Origin of the sequence: Plantibacter sp. M259, assembly GCF_006065115.1 — a bacterium.
GTDB lineage: Bacteria > Actinomycetota > Actinomycetes > Actinomycetales > Microbacteriaceae > Plantibacter > Plantibacter auratus.
Window position 1 is genome coordinate 3,656,250 of the sequence record NZ_CP040750.1, and the last position, 26,469, is coordinate 3,682,718.

The 26,469-nt window shown below is 64.4% G+C and carries 27 protein-coding genes and 1 pseudogene; 15 read left to right on the plus strand and 13 right to left on the minus strand.

Going from position 1 to position 26,469, the window contains the following annotated elements:
- Entirely contained in the window at positions 1–561 is a 561-nt protein-coding gene (locus FGL15_RS17115; protein ID WP_138946834.1) for a hypothetical protein, read from the plus strand.
- Between the two features lie 41 nt (positions 562–602).
- On the opposite strand, the gene FGL15_RS17120 is transcribed toward FGL15_RS17115, so the two are convergent.
- Positions 603–1,676 carry a hypothetical protein gene (locus tag FGL15_RS17120; protein WP_124769123.1) on the minus strand — a complete coding sequence of 358 codons (1,074 nt, stop codon included), beginning with the start codon at positions 1,674–1,676 and terminating at the stop codon, positions 603–605.
- Between the two features lie 120 nt (positions 1,677–1,796).
- Here FGL15_RS17120 and FGL15_RS17125 point away from each other — a divergent pair, with 120 nt between their 5' ends.
- Positions 1,797–2,261, plus strand: a complete 465-nt coding sequence (locus tag FGL15_RS17125; RefSeq protein WP_205858638.1) for a hypothetical protein — start codon at positions 1,797–1,799, stop codon at positions 2,259–2,261.
- A 79-nt stretch (positions 2,262–2,340) separates the two neighbouring features.
- On the opposite strand, the gene FGL15_RS21105 is transcribed toward FGL15_RS17125, so the two are convergent.
- The 3 genes and pseudogenes from FGL15_RS21105 to FGL15_RS17135 all read right to left on the minus strand — a co-directional run bounded on the left by FGL15_RS21105 (position 2,341) and on the right by FGL15_RS17135 (position 3,413).
- Positions 2,341–2,619, minus strand: coding sequence for a hypothetical protein (locus FGL15_RS21105; protein ID WP_240773590.1), 279 nt, complete (start codon positions 2,617–2,619; stop codon positions 2,341–2,343).
- 309 nt (positions 2,620–2,928) lie between these two features.
- Positions 2,929–3,018, minus strand: a pseudogene (locus FGL15_RS21605) (DUF2510 domain-containing protein); the annotation flags it as partial.
- 38 nt (positions 3,019–3,056) lie between these two features.
- Entirely contained in the window at positions 3,057–3,413 is a 357-nt protein-coding gene (locus tag FGL15_RS17135; RefSeq protein ID WP_124769125.1) for a hypothetical protein, read from the minus strand.
- Positions 3,414–3,555: 142 nt separating this feature from the next.
- Between FGL15_RS17135 and FGL15_RS17140 the strand changes: the two genes are divergently transcribed.
- Positions 3,556–3,780, plus strand: a complete 225-nt coding sequence (locus FGL15_RS17140; RefSeq protein ID WP_124769126.1) for an Lsr2 family protein — start codon at positions 3,556–3,558, stop codon at positions 3,778–3,780.
- 23 nt (positions 3,781–3,803) lie between these two features.
- Here the strand turns inward: FGL15_RS17140 and FGL15_RS17145 are convergent, their stop codons facing one another.
- The 7 genes from FGL15_RS17145 to FGL15_RS17175 form a co-directional block, all read right to left on the minus strand.
- Positions 3,804–4,751, minus strand: a complete 948-nt coding sequence (locus FGL15_RS17145) for a hypothetical protein (protein WP_124769127.1) — start codon at positions 4,749–4,751, stop codon at positions 3,804–3,806.
- Positions 4,748–5,281 carry a hypothetical protein gene (locus tag FGL15_RS17150; RefSeq protein WP_124769128.1) on the minus strand — a complete coding sequence of 178 codons (534 nt, stop codon included), beginning with the start codon at positions 5,279–5,281 and terminating at the stop codon, positions 4,748–4,750. The genes FGL15_RS17145 and FGL15_RS17150 overlap by 4 nt, the downstream gene beginning before the upstream one ends.
- Positions 5,282–5,920: 639 nt before the next feature.
- Positions 5,921–7,408: a relaxase/mobilization nuclease domain-containing protein gene (locus FGL15_RS17155; RefSeq protein ID WP_138946836.1), complete on the minus strand. Its 1,488-nt coding sequence runs from the start codon at positions 7,406–7,408 to the stop codon at positions 5,921–5,923.
- The gene (gene mobC / locus FGL15_RS17160; protein ID WP_124769130.1) at positions 7,408–7,929 is read right to left on the minus strand and encodes a plasmid mobilization relaxosome protein MobC; all 522 of its coding nucleotides are present in this window, start codon (positions 7,927–7,929) and stop codon (positions 7,408–7,410) included. Before mobC ends, FGL15_RS17155 begins: the two co-directional genes overlap by 1 nt.
- A gap of 301 nt (positions 7,930–8,230) precedes the next feature.
- Complete coding sequence (locus FGL15_RS17165) at positions 8,231–8,617, minus strand: hypothetical protein (protein ID WP_138946837.1); 387 nt, start codon at positions 8,615–8,617, stop codon at positions 8,231–8,233.
- Positions 8,618–8,692: 75 nt separating this feature from the next.
- Positions 8,693–10,849 carry a phage/plasmid primase, P4 family gene (locus tag FGL15_RS17170; protein ID WP_124769132.1) on the minus strand — a complete coding sequence of 719 codons (2,157 nt, stop codon included), beginning with the start codon at positions 10,847–10,849 and terminating at the stop codon, positions 8,693–8,695.
- The gene (locus FGL15_RS17175; RefSeq protein WP_124769133.1) at positions 10,849–11,205 is read right to left on the minus strand and encodes a hypothetical protein; all 357 of its coding nucleotides are present in this window, start codon (positions 11,203–11,205) and stop codon (positions 10,849–10,851) included. The genes FGL15_RS17170 and FGL15_RS17175 overlap by 1 nt, the downstream gene beginning before the upstream one ends.
- Positions 11,206–12,314: 1,109 nt before the next feature.
- Here FGL15_RS17175 and FGL15_RS17180 point away from each other — a divergent pair.
- The gene (locus FGL15_RS17180) at positions 12,315–15,632 is read left to right on the plus strand and encodes an SIR2 family protein (RefSeq protein ID WP_164486936.1); all 3,318 of its coding nucleotides are present in this window, start codon (positions 12,315–12,317) and stop codon (positions 15,630–15,632) included.
- A 137-nt stretch (positions 15,633–15,769) separates the two neighbouring features.
- Here FGL15_RS17180 and FGL15_RS17185 read toward each other — a convergent pair whose 3' ends face one another.
- Positions 15,770–17,269: a recombinase family protein gene (locus tag FGL15_RS17185; protein ID WP_124769135.1), complete on the minus strand. Its 1,500-nt coding sequence runs from the start codon at positions 17,267–17,269 to the stop codon at positions 15,770–15,772.
- A gap of 66 nt (positions 17,270–17,335) precedes the next feature.
- Between FGL15_RS17185 and FGL15_RS20415 the strand changes: the two genes are divergently transcribed.
- Positions 17,336–17,662, plus strand: coding sequence for a hypothetical protein (locus FGL15_RS20415; RefSeq protein WP_240773592.1), 327 nt, complete (start codon positions 17,336–17,338; stop codon positions 17,660–17,662).
- A 57-nt stretch (positions 17,663–17,719) separates the two neighbouring features.
- A complete protein-coding gene (locus tag FGL15_RS17195) occupies positions 17,720–18,649 on the plus strand; it encodes a tyrosine recombinase XerC (RefSeq protein ID WP_138946839.1) in 930 nt (309 codons plus the stop codon).
- Here the strand turns inward: FGL15_RS17195 and FGL15_RS17200 are convergent.
- Positions 18,622–19,146, minus strand: a complete 525-nt coding sequence (locus FGL15_RS17200) for a M23 family metallopeptidase (RefSeq protein WP_138946840.1) — start codon at positions 19,144–19,146, stop codon at positions 18,622–18,624. The genes FGL15_RS17195 and FGL15_RS17200 overlap by 28 nt on opposite strands.
- A 313-nt stretch (positions 19,147–19,459) precedes the next feature.
- On the opposite strand from FGL15_RS17200, the gene rpsB reads away from it, so the two are divergent.
- From rpsB to FGL15_RS17245, 9 genes are all read left to right on the plus strand, one after another.
- On the plus strand, positions 19,460–20,383 hold the full coding sequence (rpsB, locus tag FGL15_RS17205) for a 30S ribosomal protein S2 (protein WP_064295105.1): 924 nt from the start codon (positions 19,460–19,462) through the stop codon (positions 20,381–20,383).
- Between the two features lie 18 nt (positions 20,384–20,401).
- Positions 20,402–21,229, plus strand: a complete 828-nt coding sequence (tsf, locus tag FGL15_RS17210; RefSeq protein ID WP_064295106.1) for a translation elongation factor Ts — start codon at positions 20,402–20,404, stop codon at positions 21,227–21,229.
- A gap of 169 nt (positions 21,230–21,398) precedes the next feature.
- On the plus strand, positions 21,399–22,112 hold the full coding sequence (gene pyrH, locus FGL15_RS17215) for a UMP kinase (RefSeq protein WP_056006822.1): 714 nt from the start codon (positions 21,399–21,401) through the stop codon (positions 22,110–22,112).
- Positions 22,113–22,184: 72 nt separating this feature from the next.
- Entirely contained in the window at positions 22,185–22,739 is a 555-nt protein-coding gene (gene frr / locus FGL15_RS17220) for a ribosome recycling factor (protein ID WP_064295107.1), read from the plus strand.
- A gap of 71 nt (positions 22,740–22,810) precedes the next feature.
- Positions 22,811–23,857 (plus strand): phosphatidate cytidylyltransferase, encoded by a 1,047-nt coding sequence (locus FGL15_RS17225; RefSeq protein WP_240773593.1) that lies wholly within the window; start codon positions 22,811–22,813, stop codon positions 23,855–23,857.
- A 55-nt stretch (positions 23,858–23,912) separates the two neighbouring features.
- The gene (locus FGL15_RS17230; RefSeq protein ID WP_236555416.1) at positions 23,913–24,470 is read left to right on the plus strand and encodes a DivIVA domain-containing protein; all 558 of its coding nucleotides are present in this window, start codon (positions 23,913–23,915) and stop codon (positions 24,468–24,470) included.
- A 75-nt stretch (positions 24,471–24,545) separates the two neighbouring features.
- Positions 24,546–25,214 (plus strand): hypothetical protein, encoded by a 669-nt coding sequence (locus tag FGL15_RS17235; protein WP_079705666.1) that lies wholly within the window; start codon positions 24,546–24,548, stop codon positions 25,212–25,214.
- A 50-nt stretch (positions 25,215–25,264) separates the two neighbouring features.
- On the plus strand, positions 25,265–25,555 hold the full coding sequence (locus FGL15_RS17240; protein WP_071260877.1) for a hypothetical protein: 291 nt from the start codon (positions 25,265–25,267) through the stop codon (positions 25,553–25,555).
- A gap of 52 nt (positions 25,556–25,607) precedes the next feature.
- Positions 25,608–26,351: an alpha/beta hydrolase gene (locus FGL15_RS17245; protein ID WP_138946841.1), complete on the plus strand. Its 744-nt coding sequence runs from the start codon at positions 25,608–25,610 to the stop codon at positions 26,349–26,351.
- The last annotated feature ends 118 nt before the right edge of the window (positions 26,352–26,469 follow it).

Below are 26,469 nucleotides of genomic sequence, written 5' to 3' on the forward strand. Positions count from 1 at the left end.
GTGGCCGCCGAAGACCCCTGGTACCAGCAGCTTCGCGTGCAGTGGAAGCCGCACCACGTGAAGCTCCTTCTGGTCGCCGAGTCGGCGCCCGACTCGGGTGCTGCCGCGGCGACGGAGCGCCGCTTCTTCTACGCACCGACCGTCTCCCGTGCCGACAACCTGTTCCGCGGCGTCGTCCTCGCGCTCTACGGTGCGAAGGTCACTACCGGTGACGACCGCACGCCGTGGCTCACGCGACTGCGCGATGACGGGGTCTGGCTGATCGACCTCGCGCCCTACCCGGTGAACAAGCTCTCCTCCGGCGATCGCCGACGGGCTCTCCTCGAGCACGCGCCGGCGCGCACCCGCGAGATCCTCGACCTCGCCCCTGACGGAATCGTGATCTGTCACGCACCCACGTTCCGGGCGCTAGCGCTGGCCCTCGTCGCCGCGGGAGCCCCACTGCTGCACGACGAGGCGATCCCGTTCCCGCTGGGGAACTTCCGGGCGCGCTTCGCCGCGGAGGTGCGTGAGGCGGTTGCGTCGCTGGGGCTCGGCGTACCGAGCATCGTCGCACCCTGAAGCGAGCCCTCATCGGCGGCCAAGGAGCCGATGAGGTGTTCTCACTCCGGACCTGGTGCCGTCGGCTCAGCTGCGACGTCCGGGTTCGGCACGTCATGCTCGATCGAGTCCTCGTCTCGAGCCGCCACCGATGCCTGTGCCGCTCGCGCATCACGAGCCCTGCGCAGGTCAAACGAGACCAGCCCGAACGTCCAGTCCGTGAGGTGGCCTTCCATCCGATCGAGGGCAGCGTATGCGTCGTACGCGTTGAAGCGGGCGAACAAGTTCTGGTCCTCGAACCGCTGGGCCTCAGCGCCGAGCGCATCCGCGAACGCATCGACGTCGGGCCTCACAGCGAACTGCCCCATGGCTGCTTCAAGCGGGTATCGCAGCATTCCTCGTGTGAGCGCGCGTCCAGAGTCGGGTTGGTGCCGGGGCTCGTCGGCCCGCTCCGGGAGTCGTCCGTAGATGGCTCGCCAGATCACAGCGAACGGCGTGAATGCGGGCGACCCCGGAATGGCTGTGTACATCCCCTCCCGGATGCGCCATCGCAGGCGACGACTTGACCGCTGCGGCCTGCGCATCCGACCGGCAACCTGCACGCATCCGCGGACGTCGACCCAACCCTTTGGGGCATCCTCGAGAATGGACGGCATGATGCTCCAGTAGTCCATGAGGAAGGTCACGCGACCGTAGGGTTCGAGACGCACCACGTCCTCGACCACGGCCCGTTTCGCTCCGAAAGATTCGGTGGCGAACATCCGAGGAGTGACAGTGTGCCGTTTCTTCCCGTGACCGCTGAAGCTGAGGCTCGGGGTGTGTACCGTCACCGCGACTTTGCCGCGATTCTCCACGACGACCTGAGCAAGTTCGAGTGCCCGCCCCTTCAGAACGGCTTCTACCGCCTCGTCGTTCCGGATCTCGAACTTGCCATTGTCCACAGTGGCGAGCATGTAGTCGGGCTCGAGGACCGCGGCGTTGAGGTAGACGCTGACCCGTCCTCCATCGAGAAAGTGCTTCACGATCTGCCAGCCGAGCGATGCGATCGCCATCAAGAACCCGAGCACAGAGATCACGAGAGCCCAGATGGCAACCGGCGCGCCAAGCAGCTCAGGTGTCACAGGTGGGATGCTCATGGTCCGATCGTGCCATCGAACCGACGTTCGGGGGCGAGCTCCGGCCCCGACACGCTGGGCTCCGTACTGACCCGCAGGCGCCGTCCTCTCCGAACTCAGGCGATCACTATGCTGAGCGACATGCACAGCACCATCATCAAGCGCGTCGCCGCGCTCACACTCCTCACCGCCGTCGCCTTCGGCTCGACCGCCTGCTCCTCCGGAGCCAGCACCAACGAACCCGGGAGCTCTGCGGCGCAGGCAACCTCCGAGGCTCCGAAGCCGGTCGACCTGACCGGCGAGTGGAAGCAGACGAACTCCAAGAGCGCCGACAGCTTCCAGACCGCGACCATCACCGGTGACACCATCGAGGTCTACTGGGTCGCGACCGACACGAAGTCGCTCTACTGGGCCGGAACCGTTGGTGCGCCGGCGGATGCGTCGCAGTCGTTCACGTGGGACTCGGCCAACGACACCTCGAAGACCGAGAGCGCCATCATGGCCTCCGGTGACGCAGCGAAGACGTTCACCTACGAGAACGGCGAGCTGTCCTACGAGGTCACTGCGCTCGGCACGACCATGACCGTCCGCCTCGAGCGGGAGTAGCCGGCTACTCGATCGCTACGCCACTGCGCCCCATCAGACGTCACCGTCTGATGGGGTGCTTCTTCTTTCGGACGCGCGATCAGCCGCGCGGGACCTGCAGCTCGACGAGGCGCGGATCATCGAGCTCGTAGGTCAGGTGCCCCTGCGCCGCGGCGTCGATGCAGACGACGGCGTCCGTGTGTCGGATGCAAGCGAGGTCGAGGAAGTCAATCGCCTCCGCCCTCGAGTAGGACGTGAACGAGCCGGCCGTCGGGTGTTCCTGGATACCGAGGATCCACTGCTCCGACGTGCCGCATTGGTCGAGGGTCGCCAGGAGCGCGACTTCGCTCTCGGACGGTTCGTTCTCTGCGGCGACCATGGCGTTGCTGCACTCGTCCGAGAGAAGAGGCTCGGCTGCGTTTCCCGCGGAGGATGGCGCACGATTGTGGGCGGCGATCGACTGCACGGTGATGATGAGGGCAATGAGGCCTAGAGCCGCAAGGCCTGCACCGATCTTCACACGCCGCCTCTGGAGAGCGGCGATTGCCTGGGGCGAGGCGGCAGCTGCTGCATCTTCAGCTTCCAGCTCCCGCTCAATCGCGACTTGCATGCGCCGCTCGGACGCCGAAGGTAAGTCGGCGTTACGGCGACCGGTCTCGAGTCGAGGCGTGTACTTACGAGGCCCCCAAGCGGCACCGTCCCACCAACGCTCGGAGCCAACCTCGTCTGGATCGGGGTACCAGCCAGCAGGCGGCGGCGGAGGAGGAGCGTCAGACATAGCCGGAAGCCTAGCGAACGGGCGCGAAGCAGGATCTCCTACGCAGCGCTTCGACCAGTCCGGCGAGGCAGCTTCGCCTTGACCCAGTACCCGGCAAGGAGCAGGAGAGCCGTGGCGATACCCGGCGCAGCCGCTGCAAGGACCAGGAACGTCACGACGATGCCGCCACTGAAGGACGGCTCCGTCAGCTCGGCAGACGCACGGTCGGTCTGCGTCAGCAACGGGACCCCGAACAGCACCCCGCAGAGACCCAATGCGCCCAACGCGTAGGCGACGACAAGAGTGAGGAGGACGCCGATGCTGACTCGCTTGCTCCCTACGAGGAACTGCATCGCTGCCCAGATCGCGAGAACGATGCCGATCGGGATCAGGATGAGGAGCCAGGAGTCAGTCATTGGTCCTCAGGGTACCGGGCGAGCTAGATTTGGCGACGGTGGGTGAGGGGATTTGAACGCTCCCCAAGATCCGGGCCGTATGCCGCTCAGTACAAGCGGTAGATAAGGTGGTCGTTAGTCAGGAACTCATTGGAGACGACTCATGGCAATACGACGCACCGTCACAATGGTTGACGACCTCAACGGTGAACCCCTTGATGACGGTGGAGAGTCGCTGTCGTTCCTCGTTGATGGTCGGGCTTACGAGATCGATCTCACGTCAGCGAACGCTGCGGCGTTCCGCGAGGCCCTCGCTCCGTATGTGGAGGCTGCGCGGCAGCTTCAGGGACCGCCGCGCACACGGAAGGCTCGCGCGAAGAGGTCGTGACGGAGCGGGTAATCCTTGTCTGTCTAGTCGACCAGTCGTCTGTACGCGGAGATCCTGTGGCCATCTGTAACGCGGTAGCTGAACGAAGGCGCCGACCTGAGTGGCGCAAGCGGGCGGACGATCGCGCCGACCCGCATGTATCCGTGTTCCCAGCCGCCATGTTCGTACACTTGCGATGCCAGCTGGCGGCCGAATAGCCCATTTTGAATGGGGCTGCTCTGTAGCGGATGACGTCTCGTCTCATGAGATGTGGACGCTCGTTGACGCCAGGCCAGATAGTCCGCGTATAGGCCGAGGACTGTGAAGCTCTCCGAAGCAAACTTCGGCTGCGCGTCAGCCCAGAACTCTTCGAATTCGTGGCTGCGATTGTAGGGAAGAGAATGGACGGGAACCGGGCGTGGAGCTCGCGTCTTGGAGGCCGCGTGGTGTGCTGGCCCCCGGCCTGAGCTCGTCCAAGGAAAGAAGGTCACTTGCATGTCGTCGACGACGTGCACGACGAGCTTGACAGATCGTGTTTCCGACTCGAGGGCGAGAAGTGAGTCAGTGAGCTTCGGGCCGAAGGAGGGTGCGATGACCATGAGCATTTGTCGCGCATTCATGTCGGCTGGAAGATCGCGACCGAAGCGCCTTCGGAAGGAGGCCTCGAGGTCTATGCGCGCGCGGTCTGCGGCCATCCTGATCAGGTCAGCTCTGCTCAGCGTCACGCACTGCCCCCAGTACCGCAGGATCTGCCCGACCACTTCGTTTGATGGGCTCGTCTTGCCCCACTTCAGTTCGATGAGGTAGATAGTTCCTTCGCGGTTGATCGCGAGCATGTCGATGCGCGAGAGATCTCGGAAGGGTATTTCGCACCCTATGAGGAGTAGCTCTTCGCCGAGTGGGGCGCCGACACGGGTGAGCAACTCGGCAACCGTGAGCTGCAGCTGAGCTTCTGTGGTGATCCTTTTGTTGGCGAACATGGGGCGGGTCACGTTCCTGTGGTTTGAGTGCTAGCTGCCAATAGCTTGACGACCCGTTCTGGGTCGCCGTGATTCAGTAGCCAGATCGCCGGGGAGACACGTCTGGTTTCGACGCGTGGACCCTGCTTGATGGTCATGAATCGCTCTAGTCGCTCGGGTGACCAGGATTGCGGAATGGCTTCGATGGTCTCACGAAGTCCCGGTAGGACGTGGAATCGGTCTCCGAACTGCCACATCGGGTACCTTCTCTTGCCTCCGACGGTGAAGGTGTACAAGTTACCTGTCGAGACGCGGCGCCGGATCTGGCGTAGGCCAACGCCCAGGTACCAGGCCGCTTCATCGTCGCTCAGGGAGTTGATGACGGCCAGCAGGTGGTCCTTTCGTTGCTTCGACAAGAACGTCCGTCGACGTCTTCGACGTGGGCCCCCTACGCTTTCCGGATCTGGCGCGCTGTCGATCGACTTCGGCGGCGCATCGTCGGCGAACTCATCCTCGGGGGCGTTCTCGAGAAATGTCGTCAGCGTATTGAGAATGGCGACCACGAGTTTCGCGTCGCGGCCACTGGACCCAACCTGCTCGAGGAGACGGTCGATTGCGGACGCGACTGAGGGGGATGACGCCCTCACGTTCGGAGTCTCGCGCCGGCGCGTGGCAGCCGCAGCGGAGTTTTCCCGTATCTGGGTCGGGCGGTCACTAGCTTCCATCATGAGGTGAAGAATCGCACTCGATCACGGCCCAGTCAAGCGCTCGTTCGGGAACGCCGTATCCACACAAAATACCTGATGAACCGCAATTTACTCCGGAACATTCATTCGTGCTGGTTCACGAGCAAGAATGACATCCGGGCTTGGGTGACGGTGGGCAGATTGTGGGCTGATATGGTCCAAAAGTAGACCGTGGGGTGGTCAGGAATGTCTGTGACCGCGGTTGGGCCAGTTGGTGGTCAGGTCGCGGGCCGGACGCACCCAGGATTCGCCCCCTGCGTTCGCCGAATCCGATGCCCGAACTTTGCGTGGCCAGATATCGGTCAGGTCTTGGGCCGAATGGGCCAGAGTGTGACCAGATGTGGGCACCAGCTGTGAGCTGTTATCGGGCCAGGCCGTCTTCGGACCAGTTGCCCGAGATGTCGGAGATGCTGCCGCAGCCCGATGGGCCGACGGATGTTCGCAAAGATGCGAGCGTTAGTCGCCGAATGAGCGGCCGCGATGCTTGTTCTCACCCTGCGGGTCTTCGAAGAGCTCAGGGAACCGCATTTTGCGCTTGCGCATGATCGACTCTGACGATTCCTTCGCACTTGCTGGCGCCGTCGGTTCCGTGGTCGTCAGCAAGTCCTGGGGGTCTTCGTTGACTGTCTCTGTGTGGGTGGTGGCTGGCCCTAGGAGCGGAGTGATGACGGGCGGCAACGACTCGGTCGCGAGCTCGCGTGTCGGCTCAGTGGATATGTGGGTGAACGTCTGCTGGAGTGCGAGGGATTCAGGGGCAGGCTCCTCGATCTTCGGCGGCTTATGCGTCCCGTGTAGTCGTGCTTCCTCGGCCTTCGCTGCGATGAACTCGGCGACTCGGCGATCGGTATCGGGGTCGAGCCGCGCACGGACCTCATCCATGGTCGCTCGGACACGATCGTCCATTGCGGCTCTGCGTGCCTTCGCGTCAGTAAGTGTCGCCGGCCGGGCTGGTTGGGCGTGAGGGTTGCTGACAGATGTGGCGTGCAGTCGTGCAAGGTGTGCGTCGTGGTTCTGCTGCAGACCTTGTTCGATGGCACCCATCTCGAACGGTGTGCCGAGCGTTGTGCACCGTCGGCGGTCGCTGGGGGAGGGGTCGGCGAGCGTGCCATCAGGGTTCTCCCGCATCATGCCGTAAGAGATTCCTCGGCCGTTCTTGCCGCGTTGTGTGATCTGCACCGCGCGGGCGCGGCCGGCCTCGACGAAACCGGCCCAGTCGGTCGCTGCCGGGTCTTTGAGCGCTCTTTCGATGCTGGATCTCAGCACGGCGACGCTGAATGGCTCCTTCGTACGCGGTTCTCCGAATTCGTCTGAGATGTCGCAGTCCACTTCCCAGAGCAGGTGACGTTCGGCTTCGTGGAGCTCGGCTTCTTCGGTGGATGCGGATCGGCGGAGCCCGCTCCGTTCGCCGCGTTCTCGGCGTTCGGTGGCGTCTGAGAATGCCTGTTTGAGGTCGGCTCGTTGCTCGAAGCCGTTGGCGTCGAGGACGCGCTCGTGGACTTCGACGAGGCGTGAGTGCATGACGACGCTGCTGTTGAGGCTCTTCCCTGTCGATTTCTCGATGCTGTTCACGACGATGTGGTTGTGGACGCAGCCGGTCTTGCCGTCGCGTTGGGTTACAACGAGTGCTTGGCGTCCAGGGAAGGTTTCCTCGGCGAGGGCTCGGCCGAGTTTCTGGGCGGTCATCCACGCGTCTGGTTCGTTGGGGTCGAGCTCGTTCTTCGCGAAGCTCTCGATGACGTGATATGCGTGGACGAACGCGCCTGGCCGGTCTTTGCCCCATTTCTTGCGGACGTCGCGCATCTGTTGCTTGGCGAGCGAGACGAGAAGCCCGCCGACGCCTGATGCCATGACGTAGCGCTCGCCTTGCTGCCCTGGCTTGTCGTTTAGCGCGTAATTGATGAGTGCGTCCGCTGAGCGTGTGGCGCTTGCCACGACGACGGGCATTAGCTTGCATCCGAGCGTGGCGGGAAGCCTCGGCTTACGAGGATCGCGATGCGTCGTTCGATGTCGTCAGGGACAGCGCGCATGTCCGCGACGCCCTCGAGGGCTTCCGCGATCTGCGTGGCATTGACCGGATCGCCCATGTTGAGTCGCTTCGCGATTTGGTTCAGATTGCCGCCGATGTGAGCGACGTGATTGCGGATCGGTGAGAGCTCGTAGCCGAGCCGATCCGAGACCCAATCCAGGGTCCAGCGCGACGTGTCTGGGCCGGCGCGCTCGATCGCTAGGGCTCGTGCTTCGACTTCGGCGGTTGCTTCCTTGTCGGTGATCAGTAACCGAAGCGCTTCGCTGAAGGAGACCTCTTCGAGGTCGCGCCCGGAGGATGTAGCCAAAGCTCGCCGCACGTCGTCGACTGCTCGTTCCTCGCTGTCCGTGAACCGGAGTGTGCGGCGCTTCGTGAAGTTGACGGCCTTCTTCCTTGAACGCTTCGGCGTCGCTTCGCTCGCCTCATCGTTCGTCGTCATCAGTCCGTCCACTTCACTCGGTATCTCTTGTAGTCCGGCCCTGTGTTCCCTCGCTCCGCGGGGTGGATCCAGCCTACAAGAGATACGGCAAGCAGTTTATCCGTCAGACATATCGCTTCGCTCATGTCTGCGTCTAACGGCTTGGTCATGCCACCGGCCCGACACCCGGGGGAGCGCGACCGCATCCCCCCACCTGCGGTGGGTCCCCCCTCGGTAACGCAGAAACCCCGTCGACACCTGTTCGGTGTGGACGGGGTTTCTCCGTGCATCGCACCACGGATTTACCGTGTTGCTCTATCGGTCATCCGGTGAGGGGCAGCCCCATCGGATGCCCGTGAGGAATGGCCAGGCTGTCCGCCGGAGATGAGGTGCGAGTCCGCTGCTGTTCAGGCACAACGAGGCCGTCAGGCTCGGCCGCGAGACGAGCGACCGCCTCGACGAGTCGCCCTGCCCGCTTGGTCTCATCCTTATCCGACGAGACCAGCACCAAACCGCTGCGACCTTCACGGGTCTTCGGACGTTCCGGTGCGACGCCAAGCATCTCGTAGAGCTCCTCGACGGCTGCGCAGCGGGCGAACGCGGCGGACTTTACCGATTCACGAATGTTGCGTTCGTAAGCCTCCTGTTCTTTCTGAAGTCTCGCTATCTGCTCGGCTCGCACTTGTGACTTTGTTCTGCGCATGTTCATTCCTGTCTTGCTGGTCGATCGGTCAGCCTTCTTCAAGAAGGCTCGGCGTCTGGGGTAGCGTGTTGCGGCCACGGTCTAAGCGGCGTCTGCCGCAGCTGTGCCGCCTTGATCCGTTGCCCGGTACCAGGCCGGACGCAGGTCCACTACGTTTTCCTCTGCGTCCTCCGCGCGCGCTGCTTGCAGGGCGAGCTGCAGATCCTGGGTTGCGCGTATCAATGCATCGTCGTATCGCGCTTGCGGCCCAAAGCTGCAGGCGCACCCCGACCCCATGCTGCGAATCTCCGCGTGAGTGCGTCGATGGGCGATGTCCGTCACGCCATCGTCATCGAACGCACGACGCTCCCACAGAGCAAGGTCATCCGCTACGAGACGTTCGAGTATCCGGTGGCGATCCGATGGACTCGACGCGGCCTGCTCCGGCCGGCTCGCGGGCACTCCGACATGAATATCTCTACCTCCGGTCGGAGCGCCGATTGGGCGTGCAGCATCGGCAGCTGCTAAAGCGTCGGCGGCTCTATCTCGATGGAGTACGTTACGAAACTGCTTCGACCGAGCCACCTTGTACCACTTAGCAGGTAGACCGTACTCCTCGAGAAGCGGCTCCTTTGCGAGCATGTGCACCGAGGCCTTCTTAGGAGCGCCGCGGTCCAGAGCAACCCACGCGCCACCGGCGTCCTTCACAGCAGATCTGATGCTCTGATCGAAGGTCGATCGATCGGATATCCGCCCACCTGGCTTGTTCCGATCGAACCAGACCTTGAACATCTCGTAGAGCATCTCAAGCGGCAGCAGGTCCCACTGGAGTTCGTGTTCGTGCTCGGACCAGAACTGACGCGCCGCGTCATTGTGGATCTTTGCATCGCGCAGCAGATCGAGCGAAGATTCGGTCTCGCTGAACATCGAGAAGTCGGCATGCAGCGCGCGACGCAAGATGTACTGCAGCACCTCAGGACGACGCAGGTAGTCATCCTTGATGTACTTCCGTTCTCGACCCTCGAACTCTGCCGTCAACGAGATGAAGTGCCAGCGACGCCACATGCTGTCCGACCTGTCGGCAAACCGCGGAAGTTCGTTCAGGCAGTGAACTTGCGTACCCTCGAAGACAAGGTTGTAGGGGTGTAGGTACTTCGGGTTCACTACGATCGGCTCCCGGGTCGAGAGCTGCTTGATAGTCTCGGCGTTCTTCACGAAATCGTTCGTGGCGTTTTCGTCGGACACCACCAGAGACTTACCTGCGAGGAGCGGGAGAGTAGTGTCTTTCGACAGCATCCCGATGCTGGCACTGAGCGTGTTCTCCTCGCCAGCCAACCCGCGGCAGATCTGAATGATCGTCCCCTTGCCGTTGTTCCCAGTGCGGTTGAACAGGGCGACGGCCTTGTTCGTCCGGATGCTCGGCTGAGCTACAGCGGCGAAGAGGTCCCAGAGCTGCCGCTCTGTTCCGGGGTCGTTGTTCGCGATCGCCAGGATCCCTTGGTCCACATCCCAGACAGTGTCATCCTCCTCGTTCTGAATCACGGGGTTCGCGGCCTCGGCTACATAATCAATCGGAACCCGGCTGAGGAAGACGCGCTCGGACGAGTAGGGGTGAAGCTCGCGGGTCGCACGGTTGTAGTCGCCGTTTGCGACTGCAGCCCACTGTTGCGCAGAGTCCGTCGTCACGTTCGGAGCTTGCACGCGGAGGTGAGCGATCACATCTTTGTAGAAGTGCCCCGTGCTGCTGTTATACCTTGCGGCAGCCGCCTTGATGGTGTCCTCGCTTCGCACATAGATTCCGGCGCCTGGCACGTACATTGCGATCGAGTCGTGATCGCTAGGAGCTCCCTTCGTCGCTTGGGGTGAGACCAGGCGCACTACTCGATGCAGGGAGACGAGGATCTGTGCGACCTGACTGGCCGTGAGTGTTTTCAGAAGGCTCAGGTGGTTTCTCGTATTGAAGTCAGCGCCTGCGCCTGCGCTCTGGCTGCGGGCCACGTTCTCCAGCCTCAACCCCAAGTTCGTCGCGCTGAGAAGGTCAGCCTCAACAGTCCAGGGGTGAGGGGGACAGTTGGGATCGAGCTGCGCAAGGTATTCGGTCGTGGTCGAGGCGATGATCGCGTTGTACGAGCGCGCACTGGGTGGCGCGACCTGCTCGAGGTTGTTAATCTTGTTGTCAGCGCCGCCAAACGCTTTCGGGTCCGCTTCGCCATGGGCGGGGCGGACTCTGTTTTTCGCAAGGATCTGGTTCGCACTCATCACGCAGCGCCTCTCAGCCGGGCGGCGAGACGGTCACACTGCTCGTCAGAAAGCGGGCCGCTGAGGGCGTAGGCGCGATTCGCGGCGATCTCGAGGTCGGCGAGAGCTGCAGCTGCGCGGTCGCTCGATCCCTTGGCGCTTTCCAGGGACTCCAACGCAGAGAGACGGATGAAGTACTTCGCGCCCTTTCGTGTATACGGCAGCGAGCCATCCTTCACGCGACGACGAATCGTGTACATCGACCCAAAGCGCCGCTCGCCTCGTTCGTTGCGAAGCTCGGACGCCTCAGCGAGATCGAGTAGGGGATCGTCGGTCGAGCCTGCCGCGACAGGGGCGATCGATCTGTTTTCAGACATGGTTCTCCTTGAAAGTTGACTACTTTCAAGGGACCGAACCGCAGAACCTATTACCGGTTGCCTTTGCGGTCGTGCACCGATGGTGCATGTCCTCTTGTCGAACTACGTCGTGATGTTTCCAGTGCACTTCGAGATGTTCTTGCCCTTCCATTTTCGGGCCGCGGTAAACATACCTAGGCTCGCCTAGCTAAGTCAAGCTGAGATCACCGAAGAGTTGAGGATCGTTCATGTGGTGGATGACGCGTCGTTTCGGTCGTCACTCGCCTGAGACCCTCCTTTCACCGGAGTTTGGCCAGGTAAAGAGGGGATTCGGGGTCGGAGGTGACGGGTTGACATCGCACTGGCAAAACGCACTGTAAATCCTGTCGAGATTGCCTCCGGCCACAACTGTTTGACTGTCTGTCAACTCATCACCCACTCGTGAATACCCGTCGGGAATCCAGGCAGGATCGGGTGACGCGACGGATGACAGTCCGGTGATGGCTCCTGTGCTTCGTCACCCACTTCTTCTTCTCTGCGCGTGCTTCACGGACAGAGTGCGGTGCTTGCGCTGGCGGAGGCAGGGCTGCGTGCTGTGCTGGTTCTGGGATTGAAGTCTGGGTCGCGTTTGCTTGCCGTCTTGACTGGCGCTCCGCGGCAGCCGCTGTCGTTCAGTACTGGGCCCAGGACGATTCGTCGATGAAGGAAGACTTCGGTTCGGAAGTTGCTTACGCGGGTCAACAGCCTCGGCGATGGCGACCGATAGTGCCCGGAGGTCTGGAGCACAGTGCAGAAGCCCGCACGAGAGTGAAGGAGTCGTCTTCGGCCAGGCCTGCCTCCTCTTTGACCTGCGGGACGCGCGTTGTCCCGGCGCGGTGAGGCGCGTCATCCTCCGCTCGACGAGCTCACGGTGCGAGAATCGACGCAACGGGAGGGTGGTCGCGCCAATGGGGACGGTTGAGTGGATCTCTGATGGCGTGAATCTGCCAGCTGAGGTTGAGGAAGCTTTCTGGTCGGACTCGCTTGTGTTTTTCTGTGGAGCAGGTGTTTCATCGGCAACCCCATCGAATCTACCGGGGTTCCGGGGGTTGGCTGAAGATGTGTCTCGCACATTGGGTCATCCTGAGCTAGTGCCGGCGGACGCGAGCTCGCCGGTTCAATTCGACGTGGTCATGGGCAAACTGGACGAGATCAGCGGGGATGTCCACAGCCGCGTGAGCGCCAGGCTGCAAGGGACGGTCAAACCGAATCCTTACCACTTCAATCTCTTACGTGTAGCAAGTGCGCATGGCATGACACCGCGAATTGTGACCACGAACTTCGATCTTCTCTTCGAAGCCGCCGCGACGGAGGTCGGACTCGATCCGGACGTGCACGTGGCCCCTGCTCTACCGCTTGGGGATGACTTCTCAGGAGTCGTCCACTTGCATGGCATACTCAATCCTCCCCCTTCTTCCCGTATGGTCCTCACTGACCGAGATTTTGGTAAGGCATATATAACCGAGGGATGGGCCACTCAGTTTCTTACGCGGATGTTTGCGCGGTACACCGTAGTCCTCATCGGCTACAGCGCTGAGGATACGATCATCCAGTACCTTAACCGCGCTCTGCCATACAATGGCGAACGGTTCGCCTTCACCAAGAATGCTGATGAGTATGAAAATTGGGAGCGGTTGGGGATTCGGGCAATGCCATTTCCGTCCACTCCCACAAGCACATATGGTGCGCTGGAGTCGTTCGTCGGCAGCTGGAGTGCACGCCTGTCGGCAGAGCCAACTCAACGATTCGACGAGATCATCGATTTCGTCTCAGCCGGCCCGGAATCAGCAGAAGTTTCGCCTCAAGAAACGGGCTGGAGACTGTCAGATCCGGCACTAGCGCGGCACTTCCGTAGCCACGCCCGAGCAGCAGATTGGCTCAGCGCACTCGACGCTCTAGGCGTGCTTAACGCACTGTTCGATTCGGACGCCCGGCCCGTGGAGAGCCCGCACGATTGGGCCCGATGGGTAAGAGAGTCGATCGACGATGACGATGGAGAGCTCCTACTTACTGTGTTGGCAGGCCACCAGGGTCTCCTGCAACCGGAACTGTGGTTTCAAATTTGGCACAAGATTTACAGCGATTTCAATGGCTCTGCCGGTCATCGCCGTCTGATCTTCGTCCTCATGTCCTCTCAGCAGCCCCGGGAGTCCGATCGCCTGTCGATGTTGCTGTCAAGGACGGTTGAGGCAGACCCACAGACAAGCGAGTTGCTGCTCTTGCACATGCTCAATCCTCGGCTAGAGCTCAAGGTGCAGAGTGGTTGGGGGTTCAGTGCTGATCATCTCGAGACTCGCCTGCGCCTGCACTGGCGCAGCTCGTCGATCCGCGACGCCTGGCCTAGGCTCATGCCTCAGCTATCTGATCGTAGCTACCTCCTGTCTGCTGTTCTGGATCTCATCCGCCTGGTTGAGAAGACCCATGCGTTCTTTACGGAGGGAGATCGCGAGGACGCGATCTCCCTCCGCAGGGAGCAGGTGGAACACGCGGAGCGGTCCTACAGAGACGACCCATACATGCTCGTGGTTGATATTGCGCGCGACCTATTACGTGAGCAGGTGCGCGACCAAGGGACACGCGATGCTATGCGCCTCGTTGAAGACCGATCGGAAATGGTTCAGCGTCTAGCGCTTGACGCGCTCGCCGAGGCCAGGAGCGCTGAAGCGGATGTGCTCGTCAAACTCCTGATGCAGCGCGCGCTTCCATTCGAGTATCGAAGTAAGCCTGAGGTGTTCAGGCTCATGGCGGCGACGTACAAACATTCCTCGAAGGTCACGCGGCTGGCCTTCATTGACTACGTCAGGAGCACCGATCGCGGGCCAAACGACGTGGAGGTGTCTGAATACACTAGATACAACGTGTTTGTGTGGCTTAGCAGATCGGCGGGTGGCGAGGATCCGGTTCAAGCCACGCGAGACGGAATGGAACGCGAGCATGGTTTCGCTCCTGAGGAGTTCCCCGACCTCAGGTCGACGCGCACCTTTTCGCGCATAGCCGATGATCCCAGGGACGCCGAAGGGCGCTTCCGGCTCATGAGTCTCGAAGGTCTGGTCCGAGCGCTCAGCGAGGATCAGACACTGCAGGATGAGTACTCGGCAGGGCCGACGCTGCGAGAGCTTCACGATTATCTTGACCACACTGTGTATGGGGGCGTACCTCTCTTAGATGAATTGATCCAACAGGAAGTCTGGAATATCCCAGCTTGGATTGCAGCCCTGCAGGTCATTGTCCGTGGAACGACCTGGTCGGCTGGCGACCTGCTCGGCCGGATCGAGAGCAACGCCGAAGGCGCGGCCGATATCGCGGCGCGACTCAATTATTCGGTTGCCTATCCGGAGAACATGCTCAACCGAGCGCTCGTCAACGCGCAAGAACGTGCCCGGCTGCTGCTGGGCCTTTGGCGACTTGCGAACCGGGAGACGGGCGCTGCCAAGACAGCAGATCTGACGGAGTGGCGGCAGACGGCGAGGGGATCACTCGCCCGCAGCTTTACAGGGACATTGCTTCGCGCGGTGCAGCAGGAGGGCGACGAAGCGCGGATTGATGAGGAGGGGGTGGTCGGGCTGCAGCAGCTATTGGACGCTCAGGCTGAAGATCCGGCAGATCCGAGCCCGATGATGCTCACCGAGTACGCGTCGAGCCTCCACTTCCGTGCTCCGGAATGGTTTGCTGAGCAACTTCTGCCACGCCTCCAGGTGCTAGACGGCAGCGCGCATTCAAACACTTTGTGGGCAGGGTTGCTCGCCCGAGGTCTCACCGGGAAACGGTTGCGAGAGCTGCTACAGGAGCAGGTTCGTACGGGATGGCCCCAGATCTCTCGCCGACTGCCGGCGTCGATCGAGCAGTTCGTACAGCTCCATTCAATCTGTTTCGTGTTCGACTTCGGACGGCCCAACCTCGAATGGGCAGACGCATTCCTGACGCATGCTCCCCACTCGGCACGAGCGCGATGGATTCAATCTGTCGCTCACTTCGTGGACCAGGAAGGAGATGCTGGCGAGTATCAGGAGCTGCTCTTCGCACACTGGGGTCACCGTCTCGACGGTCAACCCCCGTTATCAGAGGAAGAGCAGCGGGCTTTCTTGCGTTGGCTAGTCCTTCCCGGCATCGATGTCCCGCTGGCAGCAGAACTCTTTGTCCGTGGTCCAGTCGTTTCGGTTCGCGAGGAGGATCTCTATGGCTACTACGACCTCGACGAATTCCCCTACGAAGAGCACCCCGAGTCATACCTTCGCGTGGCTAATCACCTGATGCGAGGGAGTCTGACCCTGCCGCCGTTCGTCGACCAGATTCTGACTACAACCGACCTGGTTGTGACAACGAACGCGCCGCTCGTCCGGAACGTGCTCAACACCTTGCTGGGGCTCGGCTACTCGCCTGCCCGCGCACGGCTGGAAGCGATGGGGTGACGTGCGTTTAGCGCGTCATACACGCCATCACTAGACGCATGTCTGCGCCATGTCGGCGGCACAGCTAAGGGGTGATCCGATCGCGCACGACGTTCGCCCGAGGACCCGATTTCTGCGCTTGAGCTGCCCAGGACGCGTTATTCCTCCTGAAACGTCCAGCGAAGCCGGCGGTCAGTCCAAGCGCTCAAGGTGAACTTCTCGCCAGTACGCGGGTCAACGGTCCGCGGGCCACGGTCGGCCGGGTCGATCGTCAACCGGACTCCAAGGTCCGCTATCGCCCGACGACGTTCGAGCACTGACAGGTTGTCCCATTTCTCAGGGAGCGACTCCGCAAGCCGCATGTCGCTCAGAGGCGACTCTGCTCTGAGCGCTGAGAGCTTTGCCTGCTTGCGCTCGAGGCGCTCGCTCAGGTCCGAGAGCTTCTCGCGCGCCTTGACTTTGTCGATCAGCCCATCGCCGAGGAGTTCGGCGACGTCATCGCGCCGTCGCTGTAGATCCTCAATTTCCTCGATGACAGGCACCGACTCGTCGTCTGGGCGCAGGCGGGGAACCATGCGCTCATCCTGCAGCGTCCTGAGAACCCAGGCACGAACAGCCGCGTCCACGTACTCCCCGCTGATAGACGTGCAGTATCGCTCGAAGCACACGTAGGAGATCGTCTTCAGGCGGCTACCGTCCGAGCGTAAGCGCGGAGTACGGACGGGATTCCCGTTCGCGTTCACTGTATTCGTTCGCTGCCGTACATCTTGACCGTGGCTGAACAATTGCCCGCCGCAGACGCCGCAGGTGAGCATGCCGCTCATGAGGTGCTTCGGCGTCGCCGCCCAGGACTGCTTCCGCTTGCGGTTCAACTTCAGCTCTCGAAAGTCCGCCCACTCCCGTGGCGTGAGAATCGGCTCCCACTGAATGGTCTTGCCTTCATCGAGATCAACCGGCTCGCCCCTATAAGAAGGTACGCCGCCGTAGTGGGAGTTCTCCAGCAGACGCTGGACCCGTTCGCCTGTCCATCTGTCCGCAAAAAGCGGGAGGACAGCACGCCGATTCCAGTCGATTGCGAGCTGCCTGTAGCTCGTCCCGGCGGTGACCCGTCGATAGCCTTCCCGGAGAATTTCCCCCTCAGCGGGCACGATCGCGATTCGTCCTTCGACGCGTTCGTAGCCGTACGGCCTGTTGCTGAACTGCCAGTGACCGTGCTTGGCAAGCTGCACGTTCTTGGACACCTGGCGGAGCCGCTTCTGCTCTCCCTCGTACTGCGACCACGCTGAGACTGTGCGAGCGACGGCGCGGCCGGCTGGCGAGGCTAGATCGAGCCCGTTCTCCGCCGAAGTGACGAAATACACCGGGATGCCTAGGTCAATCACTCGCTCGAGGTCTTTCGTCAGGCGCAGAAGGCGATCCTGATGCCATGCGATGATCGAACGCGGACGCGATTCCAACATGGCCTCGAAGGCCGGACGGCGTTTCCCGCTGGTCGCGCTCTGGTCATTGTCGCTGTAGACCTGATCTACCTCGAGCCCGAGTCGTCCCGCGAGCGCTCGACACTCCTGCTCGTGGCGTGCGACGCCGAGCTCCTCACCACTGCGGTCCTGGGACATTCGGACGTAGATCACGCAGCTCGATTGAGCAAGACTTGCCATGGCCCGAGGCTAGCCCAAAGCACCCCCGCCGGGCACGCTGCGTCCCTCGGGCGTCCGCTCGGAGCCGTGCCCGGCCCGGTCACGAGTCCGTCGTCGGCGGGCTGTCACCGCCTGATCCGTGAGTACGCCGCCACCTGCGTCACGAACGCCGCACAGATGGCCGAACTCGCCGGATGGACCGCGGTCGACGCGGACGCGCAGGCGTTCGCCTCGCCAGAGGAACGCCGGGTCCGTGATGTGATGAGTGCCCGCTCGCCGCGCACCGTCGAGGCGCTTGCGAAAGCGAGTGGGCTAAGTCCTCGCGAGATCAGCGGCGTGCTCGGTGCGCTCGATCTCGCCGGGGCCGTCGAGGAACGCGAACGAGGGTGGGTCCTCGTCGGCGGACGGGCGTGAGGTGATCGGTCGGCGGGGGAAGGCCACGGCGTCGGACGCGTGGGGCATGCTGTCCACGTGGACATCTGGAGCAGCATCGACGGGTTCTCGGAGCACCTCGCTTCCGAGCGTCGGCTGTCGCCGCAGACCGTTCGCGCCTACGCCTCCGATCTCCGGCAGCTCGCCGACTTCGCCACCGGACGCGACATCGAGCTCGTCGACGGCGTGACGCTGGACCTCCTCCGCGACTGGCTCTGGGCAGCCTCGGAAGCCGGTTCGTCCAAGGCGACACTCGCCAGACGCACCGCCACGGCCAAGGCCTGGAGCGCCTGGCTCCTGCGCACCGGCAGGGTCGATTCGGACGTCGCGGCACGTCTTCGGAGTCCGAAGACGGGTCGGACCCTGCCACGCGTCGTCGGCCGGGGCCCGTTCGACGACCTCCTCGCGGGGCTCGAGGACCGCGCCGCATCGGGGGAGCCGAACGCCCTCCGCGACCTCGCCGTCGTCGAGCTGCTCTACGCGTCAGCCCTTCGCGTGTCCGAGCTGTGCGGACTCGACCGGGACGATCTCGACCTCGACCGACTCACCGTCCGTGTCACCGGCAAGGGCGACAAGGAGCGGGTCGTGCCGTTCGGCGTCCCCGCGCAGTCGGCGATCGTCGACTACCTCACGAGCGCCCGCCCCCAGCTGGTCGCCCGTGCAGCCGCGAACGACCGCGGACCGACGCCCGGCGCAGCCCTCTTCCTCGGCGCGCGCGGAGGGCGGCTCGGCCCGCGCTCCGTCTACACGCTCGTCGCCCGGCTCCTCGACGCCGTGCCCGGTGGTGGTCCGGCAGGGCCTCACGCTCTGCGGCACACCGCCGCGACGCACCTGCTCGACGGGGGAGCGGACCTCCGCGCGGTCCAGGAACTTCTCGGCCACGCGAGTCTCGCGACGACGCAGATCTACACGCACGTCTCCGTCGAACGCATCAAGGAGAGCTACCGCAACGCCCACCCGCGGGCCTGAGCCCCCGCCGTCGCGGTCAATGGGAGCAGGACGGCCGGTGGCACCTCGCCGAGCAGCAGCATCGGATTGACGTAGACGCCGTCGAGCCGCACCCCGAAGTGCACGCAGGCGTCGGCGCAATGTCCGCCGACGCCGACCGTCCCGATCGGTGCCCCGCGGGTCACGCGGCTACCGACGTCGACCGAACCCACCACCGGCTCGATGCTCGAGACGTGTCCGTCCTCGTGCCGGATCACGACGAGTGGGCGGTCGACCACCGTCCCGCTGAATGTCACGACGCCGGCGGCTGCTGCGGCCACCGGCTGACCGGGCGATGCCGCGATGTCGACACCCCGGTGGCCGGCGCTGTAGGGGTCGGGCGGCGCGACGAACGGCTCGGTGACGACGTGCGGGGGAGCGATCGGCCAGCTCCAGGCCGGCGCCGCCCCAGACGTGCTCACGGGTGCGAGGAGCACCAGGCAGGAGATGAGGAACCAACTGGCGATCGAGGTCATCATGATCCGAGCCTGACGGGCTCGGGAGAGCGAGGGCGCTTGGGCACCTCGGAGCGGGGAGACGGACGTGGTCGGACGGCCTGTGGAGCGCCGTCACCACGGTGGCCTGATGCTATGCTGAACGGAGCACCTCGCTCGTCGGGGTGACTACGCGTGCCATTTCGGCCACCACTTCCAATCGGTCCTCGCTCTCCGGAGCGTGGCGGACGTGCGCCGGGCACCAGGGACGAGGCCATCCGGTCCGTCAGACAACCGAGGCACTCCCACCCGTCCGCGTCAGCGGTGCGGTGGCGAGCGCAGAACAGGAGAACGGCTCATGGCCGTCGTAACCATCCGCCAGCTGCTCGACAGCGGCGTGCACTTCGGGCACCAGACCCGCCGTTGGAACCCGAAGATGAAGCGCTTCATCTTCACCGAGCGTTCCGGCATCTACATCATCGACCTGCAGCAGTCGCTCGGCTACATCGACCAGGCCTTCGACTTCGTCAAGGAGACGGTCGCCCACGGCGGCACCATCCTCTTCGTCGGCACGAAGAAGCAGGCGCAGGAAGTCATCGCCGAGCAGGCGACGCGCGTCGGCCAGCCCTACGTCAACCAGCGTTGGCTCGGTGGCCTCCTCACCAACTTCCAGACGGTGTCGAAGCGACTCGCCCGCATGAAGGAGCTCGAGGAGCTCGACTTCGAAGACGCCTCCAAGAGCGGCTTCACCAAGAAGGAACTCCTCATCAAGAAGCGCGAGCTGGACAAGCTCCACAAGTCGCTCGGTGGTATCCGCAACCTCTCGAAGACGCCGTCGGCGCTCTGGGTCGTCGACACCAAGAAGGAGCACCTCGCGATCGACGAGGCGCGCAAGCTCGGCATCCCGGTCATCGGCATCCTCGACACCAACTGCGACCCCGACGAGGTCACCTACCCGATCCCGGGTAACGACGACGCGATCCGTTCCGTCGGCCTGCTGACGCGCATCATCGCCGACGCCGCCGCCGAGGGTCTCATCCAGCGCCACCAGAAGCCGACCGAGGGCGACGCCCCGGCCGAGCCGCTCGCCGAGTGGGAGCAGGAGCTGCTCCAGGGCGGCGAGCAGGGTTCCGCCGAGACCGAGAAGGTCGCCGATGAGGCGATCGCGGCAACCGACGCCGTCGAGGCAGCTCCGGCTGTCGAAGACGTCGAGGTCGCTGCAACCGAGTCCGCCGCCGACGCCGAGGGCGCAGCTGCCGCCGTCGTCGCCGACGAGAAGTAATCAAGGAGGACACCAGCAATGGCCAACTTTTCTCTCGCTGACCTGAAGGTGCTGCGCGAGCAGCTCGGCACCGGCATGGTCGACACCAAGAACGCACTCGTCGAAGCCGATGGCGACGTCGAGAAGGCGACCGAGATCCTGCGTCTCAAGGGTGCGAAGGGCAACGCGAAGCGTGCCGACCGCTCCACGAGCGAGGGCCTCGTCGCCGCGAAGGAGAACGGCGACACCGCCACGCTCATCGAGCTCGCCTGCGAGACCGACTTCGTCGCGAAGGGTGAGAAGTTCCTCGCCCTGGCCGACCTCGTCCTCGACGCAGTCGTCGCCGCCGGCGCGACCACCGTCGAAGAGGGGAACGCGGCTCCGGCCGACGGCAAGACCGTCGCCGAGGTCATCGCGGACTCCGCTGCGATCATCGGTGAGAAGTTCGAGCTCCGCCGCCTCGCGGTGGTGCACGGTGAGCACTTCGCCGTCTACCTCCACAAGACCAACAAGGACCTGCCCGCGCAGGTCGGCGTGGTCGTCGGCTACACGGGTGACGACGCGGAGACGGCTCGCAGCATCGCGCAGCACATCTCGTTCGCCAACCCGTCCTACCTCAGCCGCGACGACGTCCCGGCCGACGAGGTCGAGAAGGAGCGCGAGATCGTCACCGAGATCTCGAAGAACGAGGGCAAGCCCGAGGCTGCACTGCCGAAGATCGTCGAGGGCCGCGTGACCTCGTACTTCAAGCAGGTCGCGCTCCTCGAGCAGGACTACGCCAAGGACAACAAGCTGTCCGTGCAGAAGGTGCTCGCTGACGCGGGCCTCACCGTGACCGGGTTCGCCCGCTTCAAGGTCGGCGCGTAGCAGTTGTGACGGGGTCCGGATCGCCAGTGGCGATCCGGACCCCTTTGCGTGCGCGGGCATACCCGTGCACGTGGGATCGGTGACGATCCAGCCAGCGAGTCGACGGCTGTCGCGGACAGCGGGCGGCTCCTGACGCTAAGTTGTGTGAGGGACGAGGAAGGACAGGCGGATGCCGGAGAAGAAGCGCAGGGTACTGCTCAAGCTGTCAGGTGAGGCGTTCGGAGGCGGCCAGTTGGGCGTCAACCCCGACGTGGTCGGGTCGATCGCCCGCGAGATCGCTGAAGCGACCGCCGAGGTCGAGGTCGCAGTGGTCGTCGGAGGCGGCAACTTCTTCCGCGGAGCCGAGCTCAGCCAGCGCGGCATGGACCGCGGCCGAGCCGACTACATGGGCATGCTCGGAACGGTCATGAACGCCCTGGCGCTCCAGGACTTCCTGGAACAGGCCGGCGCCGCCACGCGCGTGCAGTCGGCCATCGCCATGACGCAGGTCGCCGAGCCCTACATCCCGCTCCGTGCCGAGCGACACCTCGAGAAGGGTCGCGTCGTCATCTTCGGAGCGGGCGCCGGACTCCCGTACTTCTCGACCGACACCGTCTCGGCACAGCGCGCGCTCGAGATCGGAGCGGTCGAGGTCCTTGTCGCCAAGAACGGCGTCGACGGTGTCTACACCGCCGACCCCCGCGTCGACCCGACGGCGACGAAGATCGACACCATCTCCTATCAGGAGGCGCTCCAGCGCGGCCTCAAGGTCGTCGACTCGACGGCCTTCAGCCTCTGCATGGACAACGGCATGCCGATGCGCGTCTTCGGCATGGAGCCGGCCGGCAACGTCACGGCGGCCATCCGCGGTGCCGCTATCGGCACCCTCGTCACCTCCGCCTAGGCGGCAGGGCGGCCTGGCCGAGGCCCGCCGCCCGACTAGACTGAACCCAGTAATGCAATCAAAGGAGTGCTCGTGATCGCGGATGTCCTCTCGGATGTTGGTACCCGGATGTCGAAGGCCGTCGAGGCCGCGAAGGATGACTTCGCCACGGTGCGTACGGGTCGCGCCAACCCCCAGCTGTTCCAGAAGGTCCTGGTGAGTTACTACGGCACGCCGACGCCGCTGGCGCAGCTCGCCTCCCTGCAGAACCAGGAAGCTCGCACGATCGTCGTGACGCCCTACGACAAGTCCGCACTGCGCGACATCGAGCAGGCGATCCGCGACATCCCGAACCTCGGCGCCAACCCGACGAACGACGGCACCGTCATCCGGGTCACCATGCCCGAACTGACCGCTGAGCGCCGCAAGGAATACGTCAAGATCGTCCGCGGCAAGGGTGAAGACGCGAAGGTGTCGATCCGCAACATCCGTCGCAAGGGCAAGGACGACCTCGAGGCGCTCAAGAGCGAGGTCGGCGATGACGACGTCGCACGCGGCGAAAAGGAGCTCGAGGCCGTCACGAAGTCGCACATCGACGCCGTCGACGCCGCGCTGAAGGCCAAGGAGACCGAGCTGCTCTCCATCTGAGCCGCTGTCCCACCGCTGATTCCGTTCGCCGACCGGTCCCTCGACCGACGGCACGCCCGCTGGAGGTACCTGTGGAAGACGATGTCGCTCCCGGGCGATCGAGCGATCCGTCGAAGCCCGAGCCCGGCCGGTCCGGCAAGTCTGGTCCGCAGGAGTTGCGGTCCCAGCTGAAGGACCGCCGCGCGAAGTTCGAGCGGCAGGTCGACGCCAAACGTGCCGACATCGAACGGCAGGTCCAGGCGACGAAGGCGCAGTTCGACGCGACGAACGAACGCATCGAGGCGCGGGTCGGCCGCAACCTGGTGAACGCCATCCTCATCGGGGTGGCCGCGGGCGGCATCATGCTCGTGAGTCTGATCATCTTCAAGGTGATCTTCGTCGTCCTGGCCTCGGCCGTGGTGGCCTTCGCCACGCTGGAGCTGCGGAAGGCCCTCGAGCAGACCGGGCGCCGGGTGCCGGCGATTCCGACCGTCATCTCGGCCGTCGCGATGCAGCCGGCGGCGTTCTTCCTCCACGACGTCTGGCGTTGGTCCGTCGTCCTGCTCGGCATCCTGCTCGTCATCGTCTGGCGCGTGGCCGAGCAGGCCATCGCTTCGAAGCGGACCGACCTTCCCACGCTCGTCCGCGACCTCGCGTCCGGGACGTTCATCCAGGTCTACGTTCCCTTCCTCGCCTCCTTCGCAGTGTTCCTGGTCGCCCAGCCCGAGGGCGAATGGTGGACGCTGGCGTTCCTGATCCTCGTCATCTGCGTCGACGTCGGCGCTTATGTGAGCGGCCTGTCGTTCGGCAGGCACAAGATGGCGCCGGTGATCAGCCCGAACAAGACCTGGGAGGGCTTCGCCGGGGCGGGGGTCGTCTCGGTCGTGGCCGGCGTGCTGCTCGCGATCCTCATGCTCGGTGTTCCGTGGTGGGTCGGTGTCCTGCTCGGTCTGCTGCTCCTCGGCAGCGCCACGGTCGGCGACCTCGCGGAGTCGCTCATCAAGCGCGACATCGGTGTGAAGGACATGAGCTCGTGGCTTCCCGGGCACGGGGGATTCCTCGACCGCCTCGACTCGATCCTGCCGTCGGCGGTCGTCGCCTACGTGGTCTACCTCATGTTCGGCGGACTCGCGGTCTGAGTCCCGGCTCGGTCCGATTTCGCCCGATCAGCCCCTCATGGGGGAGAATGGTCCGGTGAGCACGATCTTCCCCACCGCAAAACGTTCGAAGCGTGGCTACGATCCGGCCGAGGTCGACGAGTTCCTCGACCGCGCTCGCGCCGCCTACGGGCAGGACACCGACGCTGACGCCGATGCGATCCTGAGCGCGGAAGACATCCGGCACGTGGCGTTCCGGCTCGTCCGGGGTGGCTACAGCACCGAGCACGTCGACGCGGCGCTCGAGCGACTCGAGGACGCCTTCTCGCTCCGCGAGCGGGAGCGGTCGGTCGAGGAGCGCGGCGCCAAGGAATGGCTGCGCGACGCCCGCGGCACCGCGCAGGTCATCCTCAACCGGCTGACGAGGCCGGAGGGCCAGCGGTTCCAGCGCGTGAGCCTGCTCGCCCGCGGCTACAGCCGGAAGGACGTGGACGCCCTCGCGGATCGCCTCGTCGCCTACTTCCACGACGGGACGCCGCTCAACGTCGACCGCGTCCGCACGGCCGTGTTCCGCAACGAATGGGCCGGTTACCGCGAGTCCCAGGTCGACGCACTGCTCGACAGCGTCGTGGACGTCATGCTGGCGGTTCGCTGAGCGTCGGGCGACCAGGTGGCCTGATCAGGCATTCTCGGCTACCATCGATGCATCGTGCCTCAAGACTCAACTGACGTGACCCCGTGGAAACCATCAGCCCAGCCGAACACCGGTAAGGCGGTTCAGCCCTACCGTCGGCCGCGTTCTCGCGGCAAGAAGGTCCTCGGGATCTTCGCCGCGACGGCTGCATTCGGCTTCGTCGCCGTGACGATGGTCGACCCGACCTCGAGCGTCGTGGCGTCCTCCTATGCGGAGAAGCAGGCGCAGTTCGGTGGCAACGCCGCGCAGTCGGTCGTCGCGAGCTCGAACTACCAGTACACCTTCGCCCGCGACAGCTACGAGGTCGTCGCTCCGCCTCCGCCGCCCCCGGTGGCGACGCCGGCCGCGACCGGCGGCGGTTCCTCGTCCACGGGCAGCGCTCCCGCGGCAGGCACGCCTGACCCGGGTACGGCTCAGGCCATCGCCTACGACATGGTCATGGCCAACGGCTGGGGCGAGGGCGAGTACAGCTGCCTCGTCTCCCTGTGGAACCGCGAGTCGGGTTGGAACGTGTACGCCTACAACGCCAGCTCCGGCGCCACGGGCATCCCGCAGGCGCTTCCCGGCTCCAAGATGGCCTCGGCCGGAGCCGACTGGGCGACCAACCCCGCGACGCAGATCACCTGGGGTCTCGGATACATCACGAGTCGGTACAGCACGCCGTGTGGCGCGTGGGCCCACTCGGAGTCCAACGGCTGGTACTGACCGGAACCGCTTCCCGACACGGTCGTGGAGGCTGAGCCTAGACTTGACCCATGCCCCGACACCACCGCCACCGGCCACGGCCCGGCGACGACGAGGGTAACGGTCTCGAACGGCTGATGGCGGGGTGGAAACGCACCGAGGACCATCGAGACGGATCCTGGTTCGTCCAGCCCGTCAGCGGTTCCAGTGCGCAGAAGACCTATGTGTGTCCTGGATGCGGACAGTCCATCCCGCCCGGTACCGCCCATGTGGTGACGTGGCGCGCTGACGGGGTCCTGGGCGACCAGGCCGACATCGCTGCCCGACGGCACTGGCACTCCCACTGCTGGCGGATCCGGTGAACGCCCGGACGCCGCGAATCGACCCGACCACACTGCCCCGGAGGACTGACTCATGACCGACACCATCGAGATCCGTGGTGGCGCCGAGCTCCCCGCCGTCCGAGAGGAGATCGTGCTGCACACGGCCGACGGCTTGACCCTCGTCGGCGAGCTCGCGGTGCCGGCCGACGGCGAGATCGTCGCGACCCTGGTGACGCTCCACCCGCTGCCGACCGCCGGCGGGTTCATGGACTCCCATGTGCTCCGGAAGGCCGCGGCGCGCCTGCCGGCACTCGCGGGGATCGCGGTGCTCCGCTTCAACACCCGCGGCACCTCGTCTCCGCGAGGGACGAGCGACGGCGCGTTCGACGGCGGCGTCGGCGAACGGGCCGATGTCGAGGCCGCACTGGCGTTCGTGGCCGAGCGCGGGCTTCCGCATCCCTGGATCGTCGGATGGTCGTTCGGGACCGAGCTGGCCCTGAAGTACGGGCGCGACCCGGCCGTCGACGGCGTGATCCTCCTCTCTCCGCCGCTGCACCGCACGACGGAGGACGAACTCCGGGCCTGGACCGACGACGACCGGCCGATGGTCGTCCTCGTGCCCGAGTTCGACGACTACCTCCGACCCGCGGAAGCGACGGAACGGTTCGGCGTCCTGCCCGGGGCCACCCTCGTCCCGGTGGACGGTGCCAAGCACCTGTGGGTGGGGGAGAGCCAGACCCGACGCGTGCTCACCGAGATCGTCGCTGCAGTGCGTCCCGAGGCGCTGCCGCTCCCGACCCACTGGCCGGCCCCCGGCCTCCCAGCGGCCGTCTAGCCGCCTCCCAGTCATTTCCGATAGCCTGAACCACCTGCGTCTCCTGCCGGCCCGACCCGCCGGATCCCGTCGGACGCAGGATCACCCGCGTCGCTCCGACGCCAGAGGAGAGTAATCC

Bases quoted from the DNA above. Each gene is read 5' to 3' on its own strand.
- FGL15_RS17120 (WP_124769123.1), bottom strand. From the start codon at position 1,676: ATGAGCATCCCACCTGTGACACCTGAGCTGCTTGGCGCGCCGGTTGCC.
- FGL15_RS17125 (WP_205858638.1), top strand. From the start codon at position 1,797: ATGCACAGCACCATCATCAAGCGCGTCGCCGCGCTCACACTCCTCACC.
- FGL15_RS21105 (WP_240773590.1), bottom strand. From the start codon at position 2,619: ATGGTCGCCGCAGAGAACGAACCGTCCGAGAGCGAAGTCGCGCTCCTG.
- FGL15_RS17135 (WP_124769125.1), bottom strand. From the start codon at position 3,413: ATGACTGACTCCTGGCTCCTCATCCTGATCCCGATCGGCATCGTTCTC.
- FGL15_RS17140 (WP_124769126.1), top strand. From the start codon at position 3,556: ATGGCAATACGACGCACCGTCACAATGGTTGACGACCTCAACGGTGAA.
- FGL15_RS17155 (WP_138946836.1), bottom strand. From the start codon at position 7,408: ATGCCCGTCGTCGTGGCAAGCGCCACACGCTCAGCGGACGCACTCATC.
- mobC (WP_124769130.1), bottom strand. From the start codon at position 7,929: ATGACGACGAACGATGAGGCGAGCGAAGCGACGCCGAAGCGTTCAAGG.
- FGL15_RS17165 (WP_138946837.1), bottom strand. From the start codon at position 8,617: ATGAACATGCGCAGAACAAAGTCACAAGTGCGAGCCGAGCAGATAGCG.
- FGL15_RS17170 (WP_124769132.1), bottom strand. From the start codon at position 10,849: ATGAGTGCGAACCAGATCCTTGCGAAAAACAGAGTCCGCCCCGCCCAT.
- FGL15_RS17175 (WP_124769133.1), bottom strand. From the start codon at position 11,205: ATGTCTGAAAACAGATCGATCGCCCCTGTCGCGGCAGGCTCGACCGAC.
- FGL15_RS17185 (WP_124769135.1), bottom strand. From the start codon at position 17,269: ATGGCAAGTCTTGCTCAATCGAGCTGCGTGATCTACGTCCGAATGTCC.
- FGL15_RS17200 (WP_138946840.1), bottom strand. From the start codon at position 19,146: ATGATGACCTCGATCGCCAGTTGGTTCCTCATCTCCTGCCTGGTGCTC.
- rpsB (WP_064295105.1), top strand. From the start codon at position 19,460: ATGGCCGTCGTAACCATCCGCCAGCTGCTCGACAGCGGCGTGCACTTC.
- tsf (WP_064295106.1), top strand. From the start codon at position 20,402: ATGGCCAACTTTTCTCTCGCTGACCTGAAGGTGCTGCGCGAGCAGCTC.
- pyrH (WP_056006822.1), top strand. From the start codon at position 21,399: ATGCCGGAGAAGAAGCGCAGGGTACTGCTCAAGCTGTCAGGTGAGGCG.
- FGL15_RS17240 (WP_071260877.1), top strand. From the start codon at position 25,265: ATGCCCCGACACCACCGCCACCGGCCACGGCCCGGCGACGACGAGGGT.
- FGL15_RS17245 (WP_138946841.1), top strand. From the start codon at position 25,608: ATGACCGACACCATCGAGATCCGTGGTGGCGCCGAGCTCCCCGCCGTC.